Annotated in this window: 16 protein-coding genes; 9 read left to right on the top strand and 7 right to left on the bottom strand. The window is 60.7% G+C overall.

Annotation, left to right across the window (positions count from 1 at the left end; genetic code table 11):
* The first annotated feature begins 77 nt into the window (after window positions 1-77).
* The 5 genes from ACWGKN_RS09280 (at window position 78) to ACWGKN_RS09260 (ending at window position 7,587) form a co-directional block, all read left to right on the top strand.
* Window positions 78-509: a hypothetical protein gene (locus tag ACWGKN_RS09280; RefSeq protein ID WP_452095081.1), complete on the top strand. Its 432-nt coding sequence runs from the start codon at window positions 78-80 to the stop codon at window positions 507-509.
* A gap of 121 nt (window positions 510-630) precedes the next feature.
* Complete coding sequence (locus tag ACWGKN_RS09275) at window positions 631-2,025, top strand: outer membrane beta-barrel protein (RefSeq protein WP_452095080.1); 1,395 nt, start codon at window positions 631-633, stop codon at window positions 2,023-2,025.
* Between the two features lie 113 nt (window positions 2,026-2,138).
* Complete coding sequence (locus tag ACWGKN_RS09270) at window positions 2,139-2,930, top strand: polysaccharide biosynthesis/export family protein (protein WP_035230817.1); 792 nt, start codon at window positions 2,139-2,141, stop codon at window positions 2,928-2,930.
* A 41-nt stretch (window positions 2,931-2,971) separates the two neighbouring features.
* A complete protein-coding gene (locus ACWGKN_RS09265; RefSeq protein ID WP_424255326.1) occupies window positions 2,972-5,191 on the top strand; it encodes a GumC family protein in 2,220 nt (739 codons plus the stop codon).
* A gap of 50 nt (window positions 5,192-5,241) precedes the next feature.
* A complete protein-coding gene (locus ACWGKN_RS09260; protein WP_452095079.1) occupies window positions 5,242-7,587 on the top strand; it encodes an O-antigen ligase family protein in 2,346 nt (781 codons plus the stop codon).
* Between the two features lie 105 nt (window positions 7,588-7,692).
* Here the strand turns inward: ACWGKN_RS09260 and ACWGKN_RS09255 are convergent, their stop codons facing one another.
* The 3 genes from ACWGKN_RS09255 to ACWGKN_RS09245 are packed head-to-tail and all read right to left on the bottom strand — an operon-like array spanning window position 7,693 to window position 9,866.
* Entirely contained in the window at window positions 7,693-8,529 is an 837-nt protein-coding gene (locus tag ACWGKN_RS09255; protein ID WP_035230684.1) for a hypothetical protein, read from the bottom strand.
* The gene (locus tag ACWGKN_RS09250; RefSeq protein WP_052160085.1) at window positions 8,522-9,124 is read right to left on the bottom strand and encodes a HAMP domain-containing protein; all 603 of its coding nucleotides are present in this window, start codon (window positions 9,122-9,124) and stop codon (window positions 8,522-8,524) included. The genes ACWGKN_RS09255 and ACWGKN_RS09250 overlap by 8 nt, the downstream gene beginning before the upstream one ends.
* Window positions 9,125-9,131: 7 nt before the next feature.
* A complete protein-coding gene (locus ACWGKN_RS09245; RefSeq protein WP_035230685.1) occupies window positions 9,132-9,866 on the bottom strand; it encodes a hypothetical protein in 735 nt (244 codons plus the stop codon).
* Here ACWGKN_RS09245 and ACWGKN_RS09240 point away from each other — a divergent pair.
* Window positions 9,865-10,002 carry a hypothetical protein gene (locus tag ACWGKN_RS09240; protein WP_452095078.1) on the top strand — a complete coding sequence of 46 codons (138 nt, stop codon included), beginning with the start codon at window positions 9,865-9,867 and terminating at the stop codon, window positions 10,000-10,002. The genes ACWGKN_RS09245 and ACWGKN_RS09240 overlap by 2 nt on opposite strands.
* 57 nt (window positions 10,003-10,059) lie before the next feature.
* Here the strand turns inward: ACWGKN_RS09240 and ACWGKN_RS09235 are convergent, their stop codons facing one another.
* On the bottom strand, window positions 10,060-10,311 hold the full coding sequence (locus ACWGKN_RS09235; protein ID WP_035230686.1) for a glutaredoxin family protein: 252 nt from the start codon (window positions 10,309-10,311) through the stop codon (window positions 10,060-10,062).
* A gap of 349 nt (window positions 10,312-10,660) precedes the next feature.
* On the opposite strand from ACWGKN_RS09235, the gene ACWGKN_RS09230 reads away from it, so the two are divergent.
* From ACWGKN_RS09230 to ACWGKN_RS09220, 3 genes are read left to right on the top strand one after another with little or no spacing between them, the layout of a single operon-like run.
* Complete coding sequence (locus ACWGKN_RS09230) at window positions 10,661-12,793, top strand: acetate--CoA ligase family protein (RefSeq protein ID WP_052160087.1); 2,133 nt, start codon at window positions 10,661-10,663, stop codon at window positions 12,791-12,793.
* A 28-nt stretch (window positions 12,794-12,821) separates the two neighbouring features.
* Window positions 12,822-14,699 (top strand): bifunctional acetyl-CoA hydrolase/transferase family protein/GNAT family N-acetyltransferase, encoded by a 1,878-nt coding sequence (locus ACWGKN_RS09225; RefSeq protein WP_035230687.1) that lies wholly within the window; start codon window positions 12,822-12,824, stop codon window positions 14,697-14,699.
* A 45-nt stretch (window positions 14,700-14,744) separates the two neighbouring features.
* Window positions 14,745-15,398: a YkgJ family cysteine cluster protein gene (locus tag ACWGKN_RS09220; RefSeq protein ID WP_452095077.1), complete on the top strand. Its 654-nt coding sequence runs from the start codon at window positions 14,745-14,747 to the stop codon at window positions 15,396-15,398.
* A 74-nt stretch (window positions 15,399-15,472) separates the two neighbouring features.
* On the opposite strand, the gene ACWGKN_RS09215 is transcribed toward ACWGKN_RS09220, so the two are convergent.
* The 3 genes from ACWGKN_RS09215 to hcp form a co-directional block, all read right to left on the bottom strand.
* Window positions 15,473-16,228, bottom strand: a complete 756-nt coding sequence (locus ACWGKN_RS09215) for an ATP-binding protein (protein WP_035230688.1) — start codon at window positions 16,226-16,228, stop codon at window positions 15,473-15,475.
* A gap of 266 nt (window positions 16,229-16,494) precedes the next feature.
* Window positions 16,495-17,103, bottom strand: coding sequence for a poly-gamma-glutamate hydrolase family protein (locus ACWGKN_RS09210; protein WP_035230829.1), 609 nt, complete (start codon window positions 17,101-17,103; stop codon window positions 16,495-16,497).
* A 189-nt stretch (window positions 17,104-17,292) separates the two neighbouring features.
* The gene (gene hcp / locus ACWGKN_RS09205) at window positions 17,293-18,927 is read right to left on the bottom strand and encodes a hydroxylamine reductase (protein ID WP_452095322.1); all 1,635 of its coding nucleotides are present in this window, start codon (window positions 18,925-18,927) and stop codon (window positions 17,293-17,295) included.
* Window positions 18,928-19,058 lie beyond the last annotated feature (131 nt).

The raw sequence follows: 19,058 nt of genomic DNA, 5'->3' as shown, positions 1-19,058 counted from the left end.
GGATTTGAAATGACCACATGGCGTGCCCGGTCCGATCAGCACAGCTTGAAGAGATGAAGATTACCGTGGAGAAACCTATGAAAACGAAGATGGGCGTATGTCTGGCTCTGGTGTTGTGTGCGACTGCAGCCTTTGCCGAATGGAAGATGGATTTTCCGGAACAGTACAGGAAAGAAGGGATCGACAAGGCGGTAATCGCCGCGATCGAGCAGGGAGCCCTGCCGGTCGATATCGTCGAGAATGGCCTGCAACTGGAAGGGTTGAATCCGCAGAATCTTGTCAAGGCCCTGTACTGCGCCGGGGCCAACGGCAAGGACATTATCGCGGCTGCCCAGCAGCATGAAATCAGCGAGATCATTCTTGCCGCCGGCTACAAGAAGGCGATAGAAGAGTGCGGTGACCAGATCGCCGACAGTCAGGCCTATACTCCCATAGCAATGGGTTTCGCCGGAGCTCCCGAGCTTCCGTCTGACAATTCCTCTGCCAGTCCGGATGGAACGGAGCAGTAACGTTCGTGTTGTGCCGGCTCCGGTTCCGGCTGGATACGTTCGAGGGGCAGGTGTGGAGGTTGCGGTGGAGGAAGCATTTCCCGATTACCGGAAGAGATTGAGTGTGTTTTGAGGAGGATGGATGAGCAGCAAGCTGTATTCACGTGGCATATTCGTCGCCGGGGTATGTTGGGCAGTCCTGCAGGCCACAGGCGTCTCAGCCGGCATGGAGAGCAATGAAACGGCGTTGACGGCGGCAGCGGATACCCCGGCGGTCGAGGATGTACCGATGGGACAGTCCGCAGAGCGTGAGGAATCGCTGCTTCCGGAGGATGCCTCGGTGAAAGGGGAGGACGAGGAACTGTTCGGAAAAAAAGGGGGGTATTTTCATCCCTACCTCTCTCTGAGCGGAGAATGGACCGATAACCTCTACAATCTCAAGGATGATACGCAATCGAATTTTCTGACCAAGGTCTCCCCCGGTGTATGGCTCGCCGTTCCCCGGGCCAAGATCATCCCGGTCACCATCACCCCCCATAACACCTCGGCAGGTGGTCTGCAGCAGCAGCTGAAGGATCATTCCGGCACCGACCGTTACCAGGTGTACGCCCTCGGCGGTCTCGACTTCCTGACCTATTCCGATGATTCGGACCTGGATTCCGTTGACGGCAATTTTGAAGGTCTGGCGAGATACAACATGCGCGGCGGTCTTTCCCTGCAGCTGCTCGATCGTTACAGCCTGGGGCACGACAGATTCGATGCCGGAAACGCCTTGACCTCGGAAAAGCTGAGAGAATTCGATTCGAATATCGTCATGGCAACCGCCGACTGGCTGGTGACCGAAAAGGTGCGGTTGAAGGCGGACCTTTCCAATTTCAATCTGGATTACGAAGACGAGATCAACTACTTCCTCAATCGTGATGACGATGTCCTTGATCTGTACGGCTATTACATCTACAGCGAAAAAACCTCGTTTTTCATCCAGTATTCGCTGATGGAGGTGACCTACGACATCTCCCCCCTCGATAACCAGCAGGATTATCTCTATGGCGGCATGAAGTGGGATACGACGGAGAAATTGTCACTGTTGTTCAAGGCCGGGTACCAGCAGAAAGAGTATGATACCGAGACGTCCGGACACAGGGATTATGACGGTCTGGCCCTCGATCTCCAGTCGACCTACCGGTTCAGGGAGAGGGCCGAGCTTGTCCTCAACGTCTACCGCAAGAACGAGGAAACCGACAGCGCCGTTGCCCTCGACAAGGAGGTCACGGGCGTCTACCTTCGCTATTTCCAGCAATACACCGACAAGATTTTCGGCCGGTTCGATTTCCGGTATGAAGATGCCGATTACAGGCAGTTGATCAGTCAGGACCGTGATGATGACCGTTTCATCCTGCGGCCGGCGGTCCAATATCTGTTCCGGAAATGGCTGATGGCGGAATTGGCCTATTCGTATGATAGCCGGAATTCAACCGACGATTACTTCGATTATGACACCAACACGATCATTGCCAGTATCAATTTTGCCTTATAGCGCCGTCATCGGCTCCTGAAAAAATTGCATGCTTCCTTGTCTCCTCCCTGTCTCGGGTTTTATACTGGCAGAGAGGTTTTTTTTGATTTTTCATGCAACGAAACAAAATGGATATGAAACTGATACTCTCCGTTCTGCTGGCATCCCTTGTCTGCCTCTGGCGCGCCGATACCCTGCTTGCCAAGGATTACCGGGTCGGCCCGGGGGACGTCCTGAGCGTCTCCGTCTACGATAACGACGATCTGGCGACCAAGGTGCGGGTCTCCAGTGCCGGAACGATCGTCATGCCGCTCCTCGGACAGCTGGAAGTGAAGGATCTGACGATCAATGAAATTACCGAAAAGATCACCCGGATGCTGTCCGACGGCTATCTGGTCAACCCCCAGGTCAACGTCTTTGTCGAGGAATTCAGGAGCAAGAAGGTCGTCGTCCTGGGCAGTGTCAAGACCCCGGGATTGGTGGAACTGAACGGCCCCACCAATTTCCTCGAACTGTTATCCAAATCGGGCGGGCTCGACAAGGACGCCGGAGATACCGCCACCCTGCAGCGACAAGGCACCGGCGAGGCCAAGGAGGTCATCGTGATCGACCTGCGGGCCCTGATTGATCGCGGGGACCTTACCCAGAATCTTCAGATCAACGACGGCGATTCTGTTTTCATCTCCAAATCGGGGATGTGCTATATCACCGGTGAAGTCAAGGAACCCGGAACCTATCCGTGCGGAGAAGGGGCGACGGTCCTGAAACTGGTTGCCCTGGCCAAAGGATTTACCGGAAAGGCCTCGAAATCGAGCATCAATATTGTCAGGCTCGTCGACAACAAGAAAACGGTGCTCGATGATGTCGACCTCTCAGCCACGCTCACCAACAATGATGTCGTCGTCGTACCGGAAAGCTTTTTCTGATCCTCGGACCCCTTCTCATTTGCTTACAGGCTGATTCTCCCATGCAGAATTCGTATCAAAGGGAATACCATGAAGAACCCGAAGAGCGGGAAATGCATCTTCGGGACTATCTGGCCGTCATCAGAAAGCGGCGGACCGTGGTGCTTATCGTCCTCGGGCTGATATTTTTTTCAACCGTCATCGCCACCTTTACCGCGACTCCCATCTATACCGCCGCCTCTCAGGTGCTGATCGAGCGCAACAGGTCCAACAGCGGCCTGGAATACCAGTCCTATGCCTATGAGCCTGAATTTCTCGATACCCAGACGGAGATCATCCGCAGTGCCAATGTCGCCAGGAAGGTGGTGGCGAGGCTCAAGCTGGCGACGCAGTATCGCCATTATTTCCTGGAAGATGACAAAAACGGGTTGTCGCTGATTGGAACGGTGAGGAAGGCCTTCAGCGGCATGATCGCCGGCATCGGCTCGTTTTTCGCCGGAGACGATGACCGGAAGACCGGTTCGAAGGACATTTTCGAAACGGTGCTGCCGAAGAGCGACGAGGAGATAATCGCCGGGATCATCCAGGGTGGCCTCAGCGTCAAACCGCTGAAAAATACCAAGATCGTCACCATCACCTATGCCGACAAGAATCCTGCGGTCGCCAAGCTCGTTGCCGATGCGGTGGTCCAGGCCTATATCGACGAGTTGCTGGAGATCAAGCTGGCCACCAGCAATTATTCCCTGAAGTGGATGAATTCGAAGGCGGCGGAGGAACGGGACAAGCTGGAAAAATCGGAGCGGGATCTGCAGTCATACATGCGGGAGAACGATCTGGTCACAGTCGAGAACAAGTTGACCGTTCTGCCGCAGAAATTGTCGGAGGTCGGGGTGCAGCTGTCGAAGGCCGAGACCGAGGAGAAGGAGCTGCAGGACCTGCTGGAGCAGATCAACGCCGTCATCGACAGTCCCGACCGGCTGGAGACGATCCAGACTTTTGCCGCCAGCGAGGTATTGAAGGGCATCCGCGAGCGGATATACAAGGCGAATCAGAATATCCAGGACCTGTCGAAGAAGTTCGGTCGGAAGCACCCGATGATGGTCAAGGCCAACGACGAACTGCGGATCCTGAGGGAGGAGCGCCGTTTTGAGATCGACCGCATCGTCTCCTCGGTCAAGAATTCCCTGGCCCTCGCCTCCTCGAAGAAGAAGAGCCTGGACGAACTGCTGGCCTCGACCAAGCTGGAGGTGCTCAACCTCAACGAGCGATTTGTCCAGTACTCGATCATGAAGCGGGAGGTCGACAGCAACCGCCTCGTCTATGACACCCTCCAGGCGGGGATCAAAAAGGAAGGGGTGACCGAGCAGTCCCAGAGCATCAACGTCTGGGTGGTCAAGCCGGCCGAATTGCCGGGTGCCCCGACCAAGCCGAACAAGAAGCGGAACATCCTCATCGGCCTCATTCTCGGTCTGTGCAGCGGTGTCGGCCTGGCATTCTTCATCGACTACCTCGACAACACCATCAGGCAGCCGAAGGAACTGGAAGAGCGTTTCGGCCTGACGGTGCTCGGGGCCGTCGACGATATGCGCGGTGACGGCCAGGATATCGAATCCTTCATCAAACTGCAGCCGCTCTCGCCAACGGCCGAAAGCTACCGCCTGATCCGCACCAGCCTGCTCCTGTCATCCGCCGAACATCCGCCGAAGACCCTCCTCGTGACCAGCATGGAGGCCCAGGACGGGAAATCGTCGACGACGGTCAACCTGGCCCGGACCCTCGCCCAGGGGGGGAACAGCGTTCTGGTGATCGACTGCGATCTGAGGCGGCCGCGGATGCATTCCCTGCTCGGCATGGACAACAGTGTCGGTCTGAGCCGTTTTCTGGCCGGCAACTGCGGACCTGACATCATCTTCAAGATCCAGGACGAAGCCATCTCGCTCATTCCATCGGGTCCGGTGCCACCGGACCCGGCCGAGCTGCTGGGGTCGAAGAAGATGAAGGACCTGATCGATCAGATGAACGGGCAATTCGATTTCGTTCTGCTCGATTCGCCGCCTATCCAGAGCGTGACCGACAGTCTCGCCCTCAGCCGGTTTGTCAGCGGCACCATTCTGGTGGTCCGGGCCGGCAAGACGACCTTCGAGGTCCTTGAAGGCGGATTGAAGAAACTGGGCGATATCAACAGCCGCGTCCTGGGCTTCGTCCTCAACGGGATCAAGCAACAGGATGCCGGCAAGCATTATTACGGCTACCATTCCTACTACGCCCGGGATGACGATTAAGGCTGTGTGACCGTAATTTTTCTGCATCTTCAGCTTGATCGGGCGGTACGATGGCACATGTCCCTCTCCATGTCTTCACCCTTGCGCTCATCTTCGCCCCGCTCGCCTTCGGCACGGTCGAGCACTGGTCGATAACGACGCTGGAGCTGCTCGTCGGCGCCGCAGCGCTCCTGTATTTCGGCATCACCTGGATTTCCCGGCAACAGCACCTGGCGGTGCCGGGGTTCCTCCCGCTCTTGCTGCTGCTGGCCCTGATGGTGGTCCAGATCGTGCCGTTGCCGCCGGCCGTGCTCAAGGTGCTGTCGCCGCACGCCTTTGCGGCCTATGTTCCTGTCGCCGATCTCGCCGATCAGGGAAGATGGCTGCCCATCTCGCTCAACCAGAAGGCCACCATCCAGGAATTGTTCAGGATCTCGTCCTGTGCCATGGCCTATATTCTGACGATCCAGTTGTTGAACGCCCCGGTGCCGTTGAAGAAGACCACGAACTTCGTGATCTTCCTGGCGGTCGGGATCGCCTTTCTCGCCATTCTCCAGCAGGTCAGCTCTCCGGACAGGATTTACTGGTTCAGAACGGTCCCGGAAAATGCCCATCCCTTCGGCCCGTGGGTGAATCCCAATCAGTTTGCGGGCTATATCGAGATGATCAGCCCTCTCGCTCTGGCCCTGTTCCTGTTCTATAAACCGAGAATCGACTCGGATCAATCGTGGCGCGAAAGATTCGTTGCCCTGTTCACCCAGCCTGAGGCCAATCGATACTTCTACTATGGTTTCGGCAGCATCCTGTTGGTCCTCGCAGTCTTTGTCAGCCTCTGCCGGGGGGGTATCATCTCGGTGACCCTTGCCTGCATGGCCTTTATCGTTCTGTACGGTACCAAGAAACAGCAGCGGGGCCGCCTTACGCTCATGATGCTGATCTGTTTCGCCTTCCTGGCGGTATCGTGGTTCGGCTGGGACCTCGTGGTGGCCGAATTCAGGCACGGCTTCGACAGCGAGGGGCGGATCCGGGACGCACGGCTGACCCTGTGGCGCGATTCGCTCGCCATTGTCAAAGACTACCCTCTGCTGGGATCGGGTTTCGGCACCTTCCAGCAGGTGTATCCGCGATACAAAAGTCTGACGGATACCCTGAGTTACAATCACGCCCACAATGATTATCTCGAACTGCTGACGGACGGCGGCCTCGCAGGCTTCCTCCTCGCTTCCTGGTTTGTGCTCGCCGTACTTCGGCATGGTTGGAGGATGGTGCGGGCCAGGCGGGATCATTACGCCGTCCTGGTGGGCATCGGGGCCATATCCGGCATTTTTGCCATGCTGATGCATGGCATCACCGATTTCAACATGCACAACGGGGCGGTCGGGCTGTATTTTTTCTTCCTGTGCGGCCTGCTCGTTGCTGCCGTCAATGTCCGCTTCAACTACGCGGCCCAGGAAAGCCTGCTCGCAAAACTGCCGATACGGCATAATGGCGTGTTTGTCCTCCTGAGCGGCTGCCTGTTTGGTGTCATCCTGATCGTCCAGTCCGGTGTCGGCATGGCCAGGGCGCAGTACAGCGAGGTCAGGAAGGTGTACCTCAGCGGCCGCCTGGCCGCCGATCGGCTTGTGGAACTTGCCGAACGGCTGGAAAAGGCGATGGGCTGGGATCCCCTCGAGGGGCTGTATCCGTTCACCATGGGGACGGTGCAGTGGTTCCTGACAGACGACAGGAACCTGGCGCAGCGGTATTATCTTCTCGCTGCCCTGGACAGTCCGATGGAAGGGGCCTTCCTGCAGCGACTCGGATTTTTCCTGACCGATGAGGAAAAGGGTGGTCAGCTTATCCGGGAGGGCTACGCACGGGCGCAGAACAAAGACGAACTGGCCGTCAGTCTGGCGGAATGGCTGCTATCGAAGGACCGCCGCGAGGAAGCCGGGACGGTCATCAGGGAACGGTTGCAGGCCCGCCCCCAGCTGATGGGGGTGATCCTGCCGCTGCTCGAGCACTATTCCTTCGACCGGAAGGAGATCGCGGGCATCCTCCCCCCTTCGGTCGAGGCCTGGCTGCGCTTCGGGGAAATGAGGGAAAGGATGGGGGATGTGACCGGTGCCGAATTCTATACCGGCAGAGCCCTTGAGCTGCTCGCCCGCGACAACCGGCCGAAACCGGGGTGGTTCCAGCAGATCATCAGCTTCTACCAGGCGCATGGGGATGAAGGCCGGAGCCAGGAAGTCCTGCGGCAGGCGATCGAGGCCTTTCCAGACCACGCCTCATTTCACGTCCAGCTTGGGCGGTACTATGAAAAGGAAGGGATCATCTATCGGGCGAAAGAGGAATTCGAGCGCGCCCTGATGCTGGAGCCAGCCAACCAAACGGCACAGCGCTCCCTCAGACGTCTCGGATTCGCCGACAGTTACTGAGCGGGGGATGGTGCAGTCCGGCCCGTCAACGGGATGCCGCAGGCCCCGCAAAGATCAATGGAAATCCCCTGCATCCGTCCTGCCGGCAATGCGCACAGACGAGGCTCAGTCGGCGATATGTTTTTCCGCAAACTGCGCCATCAACTCATGGATGGTATACGGCGGGCGTTCCGTAAAGTAGTGGTCGACGATGGCATGCCCCATTTCATGGGCGATGACTTCAAGCCGGGTATCCTCGACGGAAACATAGATCGTGTCTTCCGATAACGAATAATAGGCGATGTGATTGACCTTTTTGCCGTAATTGCGCTGGTAAACCTCTGACACATCATCGGCCGAGGGCAGCAGGACCAGGGTGATGTGGAGGTCCGGCGGGAACATGTCGAGGGTTACCTCCACCTTTTCCATGATGGCGTCAAGTTTGGCCCGCACTTCGTCCTCGACGGTCACGATATCCTTGTTCTTGATCAGATAGCCAAGCCTGCGGCCGAGATACAGTTCTTCATTGAATACCTTCAGCAGATCCCGGCTGATGGATTCGACGGTCACATATCTCCCCTTGACCTCGTTGCCGCTGGGCTCGTCTCCCCTGGCCGCCGATTTCTGAGCCTGGGCCTCCGTGGCTCCATTTTCCCCGGTCTCGGGCTGATCGGACCCGGTATGCTGGTCTTCGGATTTGTGCCGATCGCCTGCCTTGACCTCAGTTCCCTCGGTTTCAGTCGCCGGTGCAGAACTCCCCGCGAACCCGGATCCCTCGACCTTGGTTTCCTCAACCCTGGTTCCCTCGATCGGCGTTTTTTCGACCTCTGTTCCCTTGACTGCGGTTCCTCCGCTCGAGGTTTCTTCGAACTCGATCTCGGCCTCGGCCCAGGCCGGCAGCGGTATGGCCGGGAGGGAACCGACCAGGAGCAGCACGATCAGCAGATGGACGGGGCTATTCATTCCCGAGCATGAAGGAAGAACATACCTGGCGGATCTGGCCGGCCGACTCGTCGATCTTGCGGTAGATCTCGGCGACATCGGCAGACTGGTCGCCCGGGTTGGCGGCGGCCCGGGCCTGCATTACCAGACTGGAGAGCAGGATGGCATTGGTATCGATCATTCTGATCGTGCCGGACAATTTCCGGTTGAACGTATTGATCTTTTCCGCCAGCTCCTTGCCCTCGTCGTTCTCACGTAACGAGATGAAATCGTTGAGTTTCCCATCGATCATGCTATCCACCGCCCGTTCAAACCGGAACAGGGGGCCGGCGATCCGGTGGGTGATCAGCATGGCGGCGAGAACGAGCAGGGTGCCGCCGAGGATGAGGAAGATCCAGTTGGCGGCGATGACGTTCTTGAGAAGGATGACAGGGGTCTGGCCGAACTGGAGGTCATGATCCGAATAGGTGATGGTGAGGGTATCGGCCGAGAGGATGCCGAGGAGGATGATGAAGAGCAGGCAGCCGCCCATGACAAAGAGGAAATAGCCGAGTATCAGCTTGCCTTGAAAATCCTTCTTGATGAAAAAATTTCTGCGCTTGTACGGCTTTTTCATGTCTGACCTATTTGCTGTGAATGGTGATGGAAGCAGATTTTCTCAGGTCGTTCAGCCAGATATTGATCTGTTGTTCCCGCTTGTGTTCGACCAGGAGCCGGCGCACTGCCTGGCGATCAGGAGGAGTCCCGCTGCCGGTTGGGGCGAAGGTCATGCTGTCCAGGCGAATAATGTACTGGTCGCTGCCCGTATCGTATTTTGTCGTCGATTCCCCGGGTTTGAGGGAGGAGATGATGACCTGCAGCGGTTCGGCCAGATCATCGAAAATGGCCGACGTCTGCTGGCCATTCCCGGCAGTCCGGGGCTCAGATGATCCGTCTTTTGTCGGCAGGCGGGAGAAGACCACCCGCTGGCCGTAGCAGGCGAGAAAGGTGTCGATCTCCTCCTCGGACACGGTCGCCTCCGCCTTGCGATATTGGCGATCAAGGAGGACCTTGATCAATGACTGTTCGTAGAAGGTTTCGAGCGAGGTCCTGAAGGTCGGCTCCTTGTCGATGGCTTGCCTTTGCGCTTCCTGCAGGAGCAGTTCGCGGGTGATTGCCGATTCCATCAACTCCGCCTGGCTGCCGCGGTGATACCCATCGCCGCCAGATTCCTGTTCTATGACCGACTTCGCCAGCCGATGACCGTTGATGGTAACGGCGGTATCCTTCTCGTTGGGCTGCTTTGCAGGCCACAGGGAAAACAGGGCAATGACGCTCGCCAGACAGGCGATCGCCAGGATTGTCAGGAGATATTTCATGTTTCGAGGCGCTGGAGTAAGGTTTCATGGTGATGATCGCCGGCTGGCGGTGCAGGCTGCCGTGGGCTCTGACGATCGCGCTATTGCTGTGAGTGTAGCCCAGAAAATCATGGAATTGCAAGGACAAGAAGCATGACAGGGGGGCTTTCGCCGAGGCGGCGGCCCTCTTTTTCCCGGGTTGGGGGAGGCGCATCTACAGGCAGCCTGTCTGGTGGAGGAAATTCTCGATCCGCTGCCGATGAAGGTAGATCCCGCTCAGCACCCGGTCGCCGATCCGGATTGCCGGTATCATCGTGATCCCGTCGCGGCCGGCGGCAATCAGGTCACGGAGAATCTCCCGTTCCTCGACGATCAGGTCGGGCCGGTGGCGGGTCAGATCGAGGAGGTGCTTCCTGGCCATATGGCAGCGCGGGCAGAGCCGGGTGCGGTAGAGAATGATGGTCATAATTTGCTTGTTATTCAGGGGACGGCCCCCTATACTCGGTGGGTGGAGGTAGCCGGGGTTTCGCGCCGCCGGTGATCCAAATCCGCCCTACCATACACCAGAGCATGAGGTCTGTCCAATTTCCCCGTGGCCGGGCAACGGGAAATGTTTCGCCCGCACCACTCGCCAGGTCGACCGAGCTCTCCTCTTTCGGCCCTGACTCCGGTGGGGTGGCGATCATTCAACGACGGCCGGCCAGGATGAAATCGTCGGCGATACCGCAGCGTCCGACGACCTGTTCGACGTCACGCGGAGACTGTTGCAGCACGCCGGTTTCACACTCATCCAACCATAACCAGGCCTGTCAACCATGAATGCATCCGAAAAAAAGCCGAAACGGCCCGGTGATCTGGAAAAACTGTTCCGTCCTGCATCCGTGGCGGTGATCGGGGCCTCGCGGCAGCCCGGCAAGGTCGGTCATGACGTCCTCGCCAACCTGATCCAGGGCGGCTTTGCCGGCCGGCTGGTCCCGATCAATCCGGCGACCGACAGCATCCTCGGCCTGCCGTGTTTCCCGACGCTGGCCGATTATGGGCAGGAGGTGGATCTGGCGATCGTGGTCGTACCGCAGTCCTCGGTGCTGGCGGTACTGAATGACGCCATCAGGGCCAAGATCAAGGCGGCCATCGTCATCACCGCCGGCTTTCGCGAGATCGGCAACGAAGGGGCGGCCCTCGAGCAGCAGCTGGTCGAGCTCTGCACCCGACACGGGGTGCGGATGCTGGGGCCGAACTGTCTCGGCATCATCAATACCGGGACTCGGCTCAACGCCTCGTTCGCCCCCCATATGCCCCAGACCGGCGGCATCTCGATCTTTTCCCAATCCGGGGCGATCTGCACGGCGATGCTCGATCTCGCCACCAGGAAACACCTCGGCCTGGCCAAGCTCGCCAGTGTCGGCAACAAGGCCGACATCTCCGAGGTCGACCTGCTGACCTACCTCGCCCACGACGACGAGACCCAGATCATCCTCGGCTACCTCGAGGATATCAGCACCGGCGACAAGTTCGTCAAGGCCGCCGAGGAGGCCGCCTCGAACAAGCCGGTGATCATTCTCAAGGCCGGAACCACGGCCGCCGGCCTGCGGGCCGCCGCCTCCCATACCGGCGTCCTGGCCGGGGCCGACACCGCCTATGGCGCCGCCTTCAATAAATCGGGAGTCGTGCGGGCCGACACCTTCGACGCCCTGTTCGATTACGCCCAGGCCCTGGCCCTGCAGCCGTTGCCGAAAGGCGACCGGGTGCTGATCATCACCAACGCCGGCGGCCCCGGGACCATCGCCGCCGACGCGGTGGAGAAGGCCGGGATGCGGGTGGCCTCGCTCGCCGCCGGGACCTCGGTGCTGCTGCGCGAGCAGCTGCCCCGCTTCGCCGCGGTCGACAATCCGATCGACGTCCTCGGCGACGCCGCCCCCGAACGCTACATCGTCGCCCTGCAGAGCGCCCAGAACGATCCCGCGGTCGATGCCATCCTCGTCATCCTCACCCCCCAGGTGATGACCAGGCCGGCGGCGACGGCGATGGCCCTGGCGATGCACCTCGACGGCTCGAAGCCGGTGGTGGCCTCGTTCATGGGCGGGACCGACGTCATGCCGGGCCGCAGCCAGCTGACGGGGGCCGGTCTCCCCGACTACGACTCGCCGGAGCGGGCGGTGGCGGCGCTGAAGGCGATGTACCATTACGCCCTGTGGAAGAACCGGCCGCCGCGGATGGTCACCCGCTTCCCGGTCAACTCGCGGCGGGTCGAGCGGATCATCACCCGGCGCCAGCGCACCGGCCGCCTCCACCTCGACGAGGTCAAGGGCAAGGCGGTGTTGAACGCCTATGGCTTCAAGATCCCCAAGGGGGCGCTGGCCGCCGGTCCCGAGGAGGCGGTCGAGATCGCCGAACGGATCGGTTTTCCGGTGGCGATGAAGATCGTCTCCCCCGACATCATCAACAAGAGCGACCTGGGCGGGGTCCAGCTCAACGTCGGCGACGGCGAGATGGTCGAGGACCTGTTCGAGATGATGCTGCTGAAGATCGCCCGCAAGGTGCCGGCGGCCCGGATCGACGGCATCTATATCGAGCAGATGATCGGCAAGGGGCTCGAGGTCATCATCGGCATGAATCGCGACCCCCAGTTCGGGCCGATGCTGATGTTCGGTCTCGGCGGCATCTTCGTCGAGGTGATGAAGGACGTGACCTTCCACCTGGCCCCGATCACCGAGACCGAGGCGATCCAGATGCTGAAGTCGACCAAGTCCTATGCCATGCTCGAGGGGCGGCGGGGCAAGAAGGGCGTGGATATCGGCGCCATCGCCTCCGGGCTGCAGCGGATCAGCCAGCTGACCACCGATTTCCCGCAGATTCTCGAACTCGACATCAATCCGTTCATCGTCGGGGACATCGGTTCCGACCCGCTCGTCGCCGATGTCCACATGACCCTGGCCGCACTCAAGTAACGACCGCATCCGCAGGGAGGATTCGCCGATGGAATACGACGCCAACTGGCAGACGCGCTACCGGGACATGATCGAAACGCCGAAGAAGGCCGTGGCCCATGTCCGGTCGGGGCATCGGGTCTTTGTCGGCACCGGTTGCGGCGAGCCGACGGTGCTGGTCGAGGCGATGACCAAGGAGGCCGTCAACCTCGCCGATGTCGAGATCGTCCAGCTGCTGACCAAGGGCGACGCCCCGTACATCGACAGCCGTTACGGCGAGTCCTTCAAGGTCAACTCCTTCTTCATCGGCCATAACGTCAGGGCCGCCTTCATGGAGGGGCGGGGCAACTACACCCCGATCCTGATGTCCGATATCCCGCGGCTCTTCGACTCCGGCCAGCTCCCCCTCGATGTCGCCCTGATCCAGGTGACGCCGCCCGATGCCCGCGGCAAGATGAGTCTCGGGATCTCGGTCGATATCGTCAAGAGCGCGGCCGAAAACGCCTCGCTGGTCATCGCCCAGGTCAATCCGCGGATGCCCTGGACCCGCGGCGACAGTCTGATCGATATCTACGATCTCGATATCCTGGTGCCGGCCGACGTGCCGCTGCTCGGCCACGATTCCCGCCCGCTCACCGAGACCGGGAGGCGGATCGTCCAGTTGGCCGCCGCTTTGGTGCCGGACGGGGCGACCCTCGAGTTCGGCCTCGGCTGTGTCCCCGGCTGCGGCCGCATCACCCAGGCGGTCATCCCGCTGCTGCATGACAAGCACGACCTCGGCATCCACACCGAGCTGATCACCGACGAGATCATCGACCTGATCGCCAGCGGCGCGGTCACCGGGGCCAAGAAATCGACCGATATGGGCAAGATCGTCGCCGGCAGCTGCATGGGTTCGCGGCGGCTCTACGATTACATCGACGACAACCCGCTGTTCTCCTTCCGTCCGACCCAGTACGTCAACGACTCCAACGTCATCGGCCGCCAGAACCTGATGGTCACCTTCAACATGGCGCTCGAAATCGACCTGACCGGCCAGGTCTGTTCCGATTCGGAACAGGGTAATTTTTACTCCGGGATCGGCGGCCAGGTCGACTTCAACCGCGGCGCGGCGATCTCCAAGGGCGGCCGGCCGGTCCTGCTGATGCCGTCGACCACCGAAGACGGCAAGTCGCGGATCGTGTCCCGCCTCAGTTCCGGCTCCGGGGTGGTGATCAGCCGCGGGACGGTGCATTACGTGGTCACCGAGCAGGGGGTCGCCTACCTCCATGGCAAGACGGTGCAGGATCGGACCCTGGCCCTGATCTCGGTGGCCCATCCCGATTTCCGCGCCCAGCTGCTGAAGGAGGCGATCGATGCCAAGTATATCCGCCAGGAGTTCGCCGAGGTCGAGGGCAAGTTCATCATCGCCAGCCAGGACTACATGAAGACCACCTGCCTGATGAAGAACGGCACCCAGATCTTTTTCCGCCCGGTCCACCCCACCGACGAACCGCGGATGCGCGACCTGCTCTACGACCTGTCGCAGGAAACCGTCTATTACCGTTTCATGAGCCATCACCAGCGCTTCGGCCAGCGGCAGGTCCAGAACTTCGTCTATGTCGACCACCGCAGGGACGTGGCCATCGTCGGCACCGTGCCGGCGGCCCACGGCGACGAGTTCATCGCTGTCGGCCGGTATTTCCTCGACGAGCGGAGCAACCGGGCCGAGGTCGCCTTCGTCATTCGCGACGAATGGCAGAATCTCGGCGTCGGCAAGTTCCTCTTCAAGCATCTCCAGCATATCGCGATGGCCAGCGGCATCAGCGGCTTCACTGCCGAGGTGCTGCGCAACAACAAGCGGATGCAGGCGATCTTCAACAATTCCGGGCTGAAGGTGAAGACCTCGATCGAAGAGGATGTCTTCGGCTATATCATGGACTTCTGAGCTGGGGCCAGGTCCGCTGTGTCCATTTCGAGCACCATGTCAACGATGACGACACCCACCACCTGCCGGCGCTGCGGCCGCTGCTGCCTCCAGGGCGGTCCGGCCCTGCACCGGGCCGATCTGCCCCTGATCGGCGACGGCGGCATCCCGCTCGAGCGGCTGATCACCATCCGCCGGGGGGAACTGGCCGACAACCCCGTGGCCGGCGGGGTCCGGGCGACCCGGGTCGAGCTGGTGAAGATCGCCGGCAGCGGCCGGGACTGGCGCTGCTGCTACTACGACGAGGCGGCCAGGGGCTGCCGGATCTACGGCCGGCGGCCGCAGGCCTGCGAGGTGCTGCAATGCTGGGATACGGCCGCGATCCTGGCCCTGGTCGAGACCGACGTCCTCAGCCGTCTTGATATCGTTGCCGCCGACGACCCGCTGCGACCGCTGATCATGAACCATGAGCGGGCTTGCCCCTGTCCGGATCTCGAGCGCCTGGGGAGTGGAATATCACAATTGACAGAGGGGGAACGGACGGCGTTGCAGGACCTGGTGGCCCGCGATCTGACCTTCCGCGACCGGGCGGTGCGGCGGCTGGGACTGTCGCTCGGACTCGAACTGTTCGCCTTCGGCCGGCCGGTCTTTCAACTGCTGCAGCCGCTCGGCCTTGGCATACGCATGACTTCCCGCGGCCCGGAGCTGCAGTGGCCGTAAACAACAGCGGGGCCGCTCCGCCAGGCGGAACAACCCCGTCTTCTCTTCCCTGATGTGTCCGGCAGCAGCCGGTTTTACCAGCGTTTGCGCACCAGTTCCTCGCCGCGCACCGAAATGGTGATCTGGTCGATCGGCAGGTCGACGCCGGCCAGGTCGCGGGCCTTCTTGACGATGGCGTTCATCGCCGAGCAGCAGGGAACCTCCATGATCAGCACCGTCAGGCTCTTGAGCCGGCAGGTGGCGATGATCTCGGCGAAGCGCCGGACGTAGCTGTCGGCGTCGTCGAACTTCGGACAGCCCATCAGCACTGCCTTGCCCTGGAGGTATTTTTCCTGGAAATTGCGGGCGGCGACCGCGGTGCAGTCGGCGGCGACGAGCAGGTCGGCATTCTGCAGGAAAGGGGCCTGCGGCGGCACCAGGCGGATCTGGATCGGCCAGTGACCGAGCATCGAGGCCGCCTCCGCCCCGGTCGCCTGATGGCTCGCCGGGACATTGGCCTGCTGACAGGCCGACATCGGCTTCAGCGTCTGGATATGGCTGGAGGCGCAACCGCAGTCCATCGCCGGGGCGGCGGCCTTCTTCTTTTCCGTCTCGAGGTAGTGCTCGACCGCGACCTCGTCGAATTCCTCCGCCTCCCGCTCGACGATCTGCAGCGCCCCGGTGGGGCAGGAGCCGAGACAGGCGCCGAGCCCGTCGCAGAATTTATCGGCCACCAGCCTCGCCTTGCCGTCGATGATCTTCAGCGAGCCTTCGGCGCAGTCGGGGACGCACTGGCCGCAGCCATTGCACAGTTCTTCGTCGATCTCGATGATTTTGCGTACAGTCTTCATGTGTGTTCTCCAGGGTAAAGGAGTTGGTCGGTAATGCCGGTGTATGGCTCCAGTATAGCCGAAGATGGCTGGAGGTCTTTGACCTGGGTCAAATGGCGGGATTTTTTATCTCAATCGGTGGCGATTTCCCAACTTCTCAAGGGAATCTCTTGGTGATAACGAGAGCTTTGACGAAATCCGGCCGATCGTCCGATGCAACAGTATCTGTTTACAACATTACGATCATAGAGGAAAAGAGCAAGGTGGAGGCGGTCGGATATCGGGCCTCAACGCCACAGGGACAGGACTGCCCGGATCGAGGCAACGAAGTCGTAGAAGATATGAGTGCGCTGTCGTACCGGACGATGGCCGAGATGGTCAAACATCTTTTCCCGCAGGCCCCGGGCGATCTCCAGCTGCACTCCTGCGCCGCTGGTGCAGCGGTTGCAGACATTGGCGGGATCCTGGCCGCGCAACCCGGTCGTTTCACTGATCTCCGCCGTGAAGCCGGCGGCGCGCAAGGCCTCGAGCATCCTCTGCTTCAGCTCGTCATTGCGGCCGCCGATCAGAATCGTGTCGTTTTGGTCGCGGGTGCCATGGACGGAAACGACGATGGCGGCGTTGCCGGCGATCGACAGTCCGACAGGTTCATCGAAGCGGTTGCTGGTCAGGTGCAGGACCTTGTTCCCGGTCTTCTTGTTGCCCTTGAAGGCGTAAAAGGAAAAATCGCTGCCGGCCAGGGCATCGGCGATGTCCATCGTGCCGGGCTCTACCCCCCCGCCATGGGGGGCGATGATGGCGAACCGGGAATCTCGATGGCGAAACAGGATGGTAAAGTCTAGGCCATCCTGTTCATGTCGGGACAATTCAGCGAAATTCGAATATCTGTCCATCATGCTGGGGTTGATGCGCCCGGAGCCTTGACGGCTGACCGGACATCCGGGAGGGGCCTGGTCGCCCGGCCGGGGATGAAGCTCCTCCAAATATACAACCCGGCCCTGTTCATGGCAAACAGGGCCGGGATCTCAGGCCTCCGGCCGGGGGAGGATGGCGGTCCCGGCCGGAGCATCGGCGGCGTGAGGGGATCAGCCGAGGATCGCCCGCAGGTCTTCGGCCGGGGTGGCGGCAATCGGTTTCACCGCGAAATTCTCGACCAGGACGTTGAGAACGTTCGGGGTGATGAAGGCCGGCAGCGACGGTCCGAGCCGGATGTCCTTGATCCCGAGGCTGAACAGGGTCAGCAGGATGACCACCGCCTTCTGCTCGTACCAGGAGAGGACCAGCGACAGCGGCAGATCGTTGACCCCGCAGTTGAAGGCCCCGGCCAGGGCGACGGCGATCTGGATCGCCGAGTAGGCGTCGTTGCACTGGCCGACATCGAGCAGACGGGGGATGCCGCCGATGTCGCCGAGCTGCTTGTCGAAGAAGCGGAACTTGCCGCAGGCCAGCGTCAGGACCATACAGTCGGCCGGGATCTGCTCGACCAGTTCGGTGTAGTAGTTGCGGCCCGGTTTGGCGCCGTCGCAGCCGCCGACCAGGAAGAAATGGCGGATGGCCTTGCTCTTGACCCCTTCGATGACCTTGTCGGCCACACCCAGGACGGTGTTGCGGGCGAAACCGGTCAGCACCGTGCCGCGATCGGCGTCTTCGGTAAAGCCGGGCAGGGCCAGGGCGCGATTGATCACCGGGGTGAAGTCCTTGTCCGGTCCGACATGGGCGACATCCGGCCAGCCGACGAGGCCGGTGGTGAAGACGTTGGCCTTGTAGGATTCCTGCGGCTTCTGAATACAGTTGGTGGTGAAGAGGATGGCGCCGGGGAAATCGGGGAGTTCCTTCTGCTGGTTCTGCCAGGCGGTGCCGTAGTGGCCGAAGAAATGCGGGTATTTCTTCAGTCCGGGATAGGCGTGGGTCGGCAGCATTTCGCCGTGGGTGTAGATATTGATGCCCTTGCCCGCGGTCTGCTGCAGCAGCATGTCGAGGTCCTTGAGGTCATGGCCGGAGACCAGGATCGCCTTGCCCGTTTTGTGGCCGAGCGGGACCGGGGTCGGCACCGGGTGACCGTAGGTGCCGGTATTGCCGGCGTCGAGCAGGCCCATCGCCTTGAGGTTGACCTCGCCGCACTTGAGCGCCAGCCCGACCAGGGTCTCGAGGCCGAGATCGGTGCGGGTCAGGTCGGCCAAGGCCTGATGGATGAAGGCATAGACGCTGTCGTCCTCCTGGCCGAGGATCGCCGCATGGTCGGTATAGGCGGCGAGGCCGCGCAGGCCGTAGACCGTGATCTGCTTCAGCGAGCGCAGATCGGGGCTGGGGTCGAGGGTAGTGATGAAGTCGAGCTGCTGGCCCTGGGCGATCAGGCCCTCGAGGGTGGCGGCCGGGGCATAGGTCGCCGTAGCGGCCGCGAAATCGATCGTGCCGCCGGCGGCGGCAACCTTCTTCTTCAGTCCTTCGCGGAGCTCGACGGCGGTGCTGATCCAGTTCTGGAACCGGAGCGGATCGAAGTCGACATTGGTCAGGCAGGCGAACGTCGCCTCGGCGGTGAACCGGTTGATGGCCTGATCGACGACGCCGACCTTGCGGCCTTCGACGGCGACGAGCGCCAGGCCCTGCAGGGCGTAGGTGAGCAGATCCTGAAGGCCGGCGACCTCGTTGGTCTTGCCGCATACCCCGATCTTGGTACAGCCGGTTCCTTGAGCAGTCTGTTCGCATTGATTACAAAACATGGCATCCTCCTGAATGGTGTTGTGTATCCTTGAGGGGTTATCCTCACTGGATACGCTTTTTAGGTGCTGCTTGTCAAATTGATGGCGGTCAGTGGTTGGATGTTTTCCGTCCGTTGATGAGGATGATCCTA

The sequence above is a fragment of the Desulfoprunum sp. genome (assembly GCF_053613775.1).
Note: the sequence above shows the minus strand (reverse complement) of the source record. Positions and strands in the feature narration are given on the sequence as shown.

Bases quoted from the DNA above. Each gene is read 5' to 3' on its own strand.
- ACWGKN_RS09255 (WP_035230684.1), bottom strand. From the start codon at position 8,529: ATGAATAGCCCCGTCCATCTGCTGATCGTGCTGCTCCTGGTCGGTTCC.
- ACWGKN_RS09270 (WP_035230817.1), top strand. From the start codon at position 2,139: ATGAAACTGATACTCTCCGTTCTGCTGGCATCCCTTGTCTGCCTCTGG.
- ACWGKN_RS09215 (WP_035230688.1), bottom strand. From the start codon at position 16,228: ATGAAGACTGTACGCAAAATCATCGAGATCGACGAAGAACTGTGCAAT.
- ACWGKN_RS09225 (WP_035230687.1), top strand. From the start codon at position 12,822: ATGGAATACGACGCCAACTGGCAGACGCGCTACCGGGACATGATCGAA.
- ACWGKN_RS09220 (WP_452095077.1), top strand. From the start codon at position 14,745: ATGACGACACCCACCACCTGCCGGCGCTGCGGCCGCTGCTGCCTCCAG.
- ACWGKN_RS09240 (WP_452095078.1), top strand. From the start codon at position 9,865: ATGTTTCGAGGCGCTGGAGTAAGGTTTCATGGTGATGATCGCCGGCTG.
- ACWGKN_RS09210 (WP_035230829.1), bottom strand. From the start codon at position 17,103: ATGATGGACAGATATTCGAATTTCGCTGAATTGTCCCGACATGAACAG.
- hcp (WP_452095322.1), bottom strand. From the start codon at position 18,927: ATGTTTTGTAATCAATGCGAACAGACTGCTCAAGGAACCGGCTGTACC.
- ACWGKN_RS09260 (WP_452095079.1), top strand. From the start codon at position 5,242: ATGGCACATGTCCCTCTCCATGTCTTCACCCTTGCGCTCATCTTCGCC.
- ACWGKN_RS09275 (WP_452095080.1), top strand. From the start codon at position 631: ATGAGCAGCAAGCTGTATTCACGTGGCATATTCGTCGCCGGGGTATGT.
- ACWGKN_RS09235 (WP_035230686.1), bottom strand. From the start codon at position 10,311: ATGACCATCATTCTCTACCGCACCCGGCTCTGCCCGCGCTGCCATATG.
- ACWGKN_RS09230 (WP_052160087.1), top strand. From the start codon at position 10,661: ATGAATGCATCCGAAAAAAAGCCGAAACGGCCCGGTGATCTGGAAAAA.
- ACWGKN_RS09280 (WP_452095081.1), top strand. From the start codon at position 78: ATGAAAACGAAGATGGGCGTATGTCTGGCTCTGGTGTTGTGTGCGACT.
- ACWGKN_RS09265 (WP_424255326.1), top strand. From the start codon at position 2,972: ATGCAGAATTCGTATCAAAGGGAATACCATGAAGAACCCGAAGAGCGG.
- ACWGKN_RS09245 (WP_035230685.1), bottom strand. From the start codon at position 9,866: ATGAAATATCTCCTGACAATCCTGGCGATCGCCTGTCTGGCGAGCGTC.
- ACWGKN_RS09250 (WP_052160085.1), bottom strand. From the start codon at position 9,124: ATGAAAAAGCCGTACAAGCGCAGAAATTTTTTCATCAAGAAGGATTTT.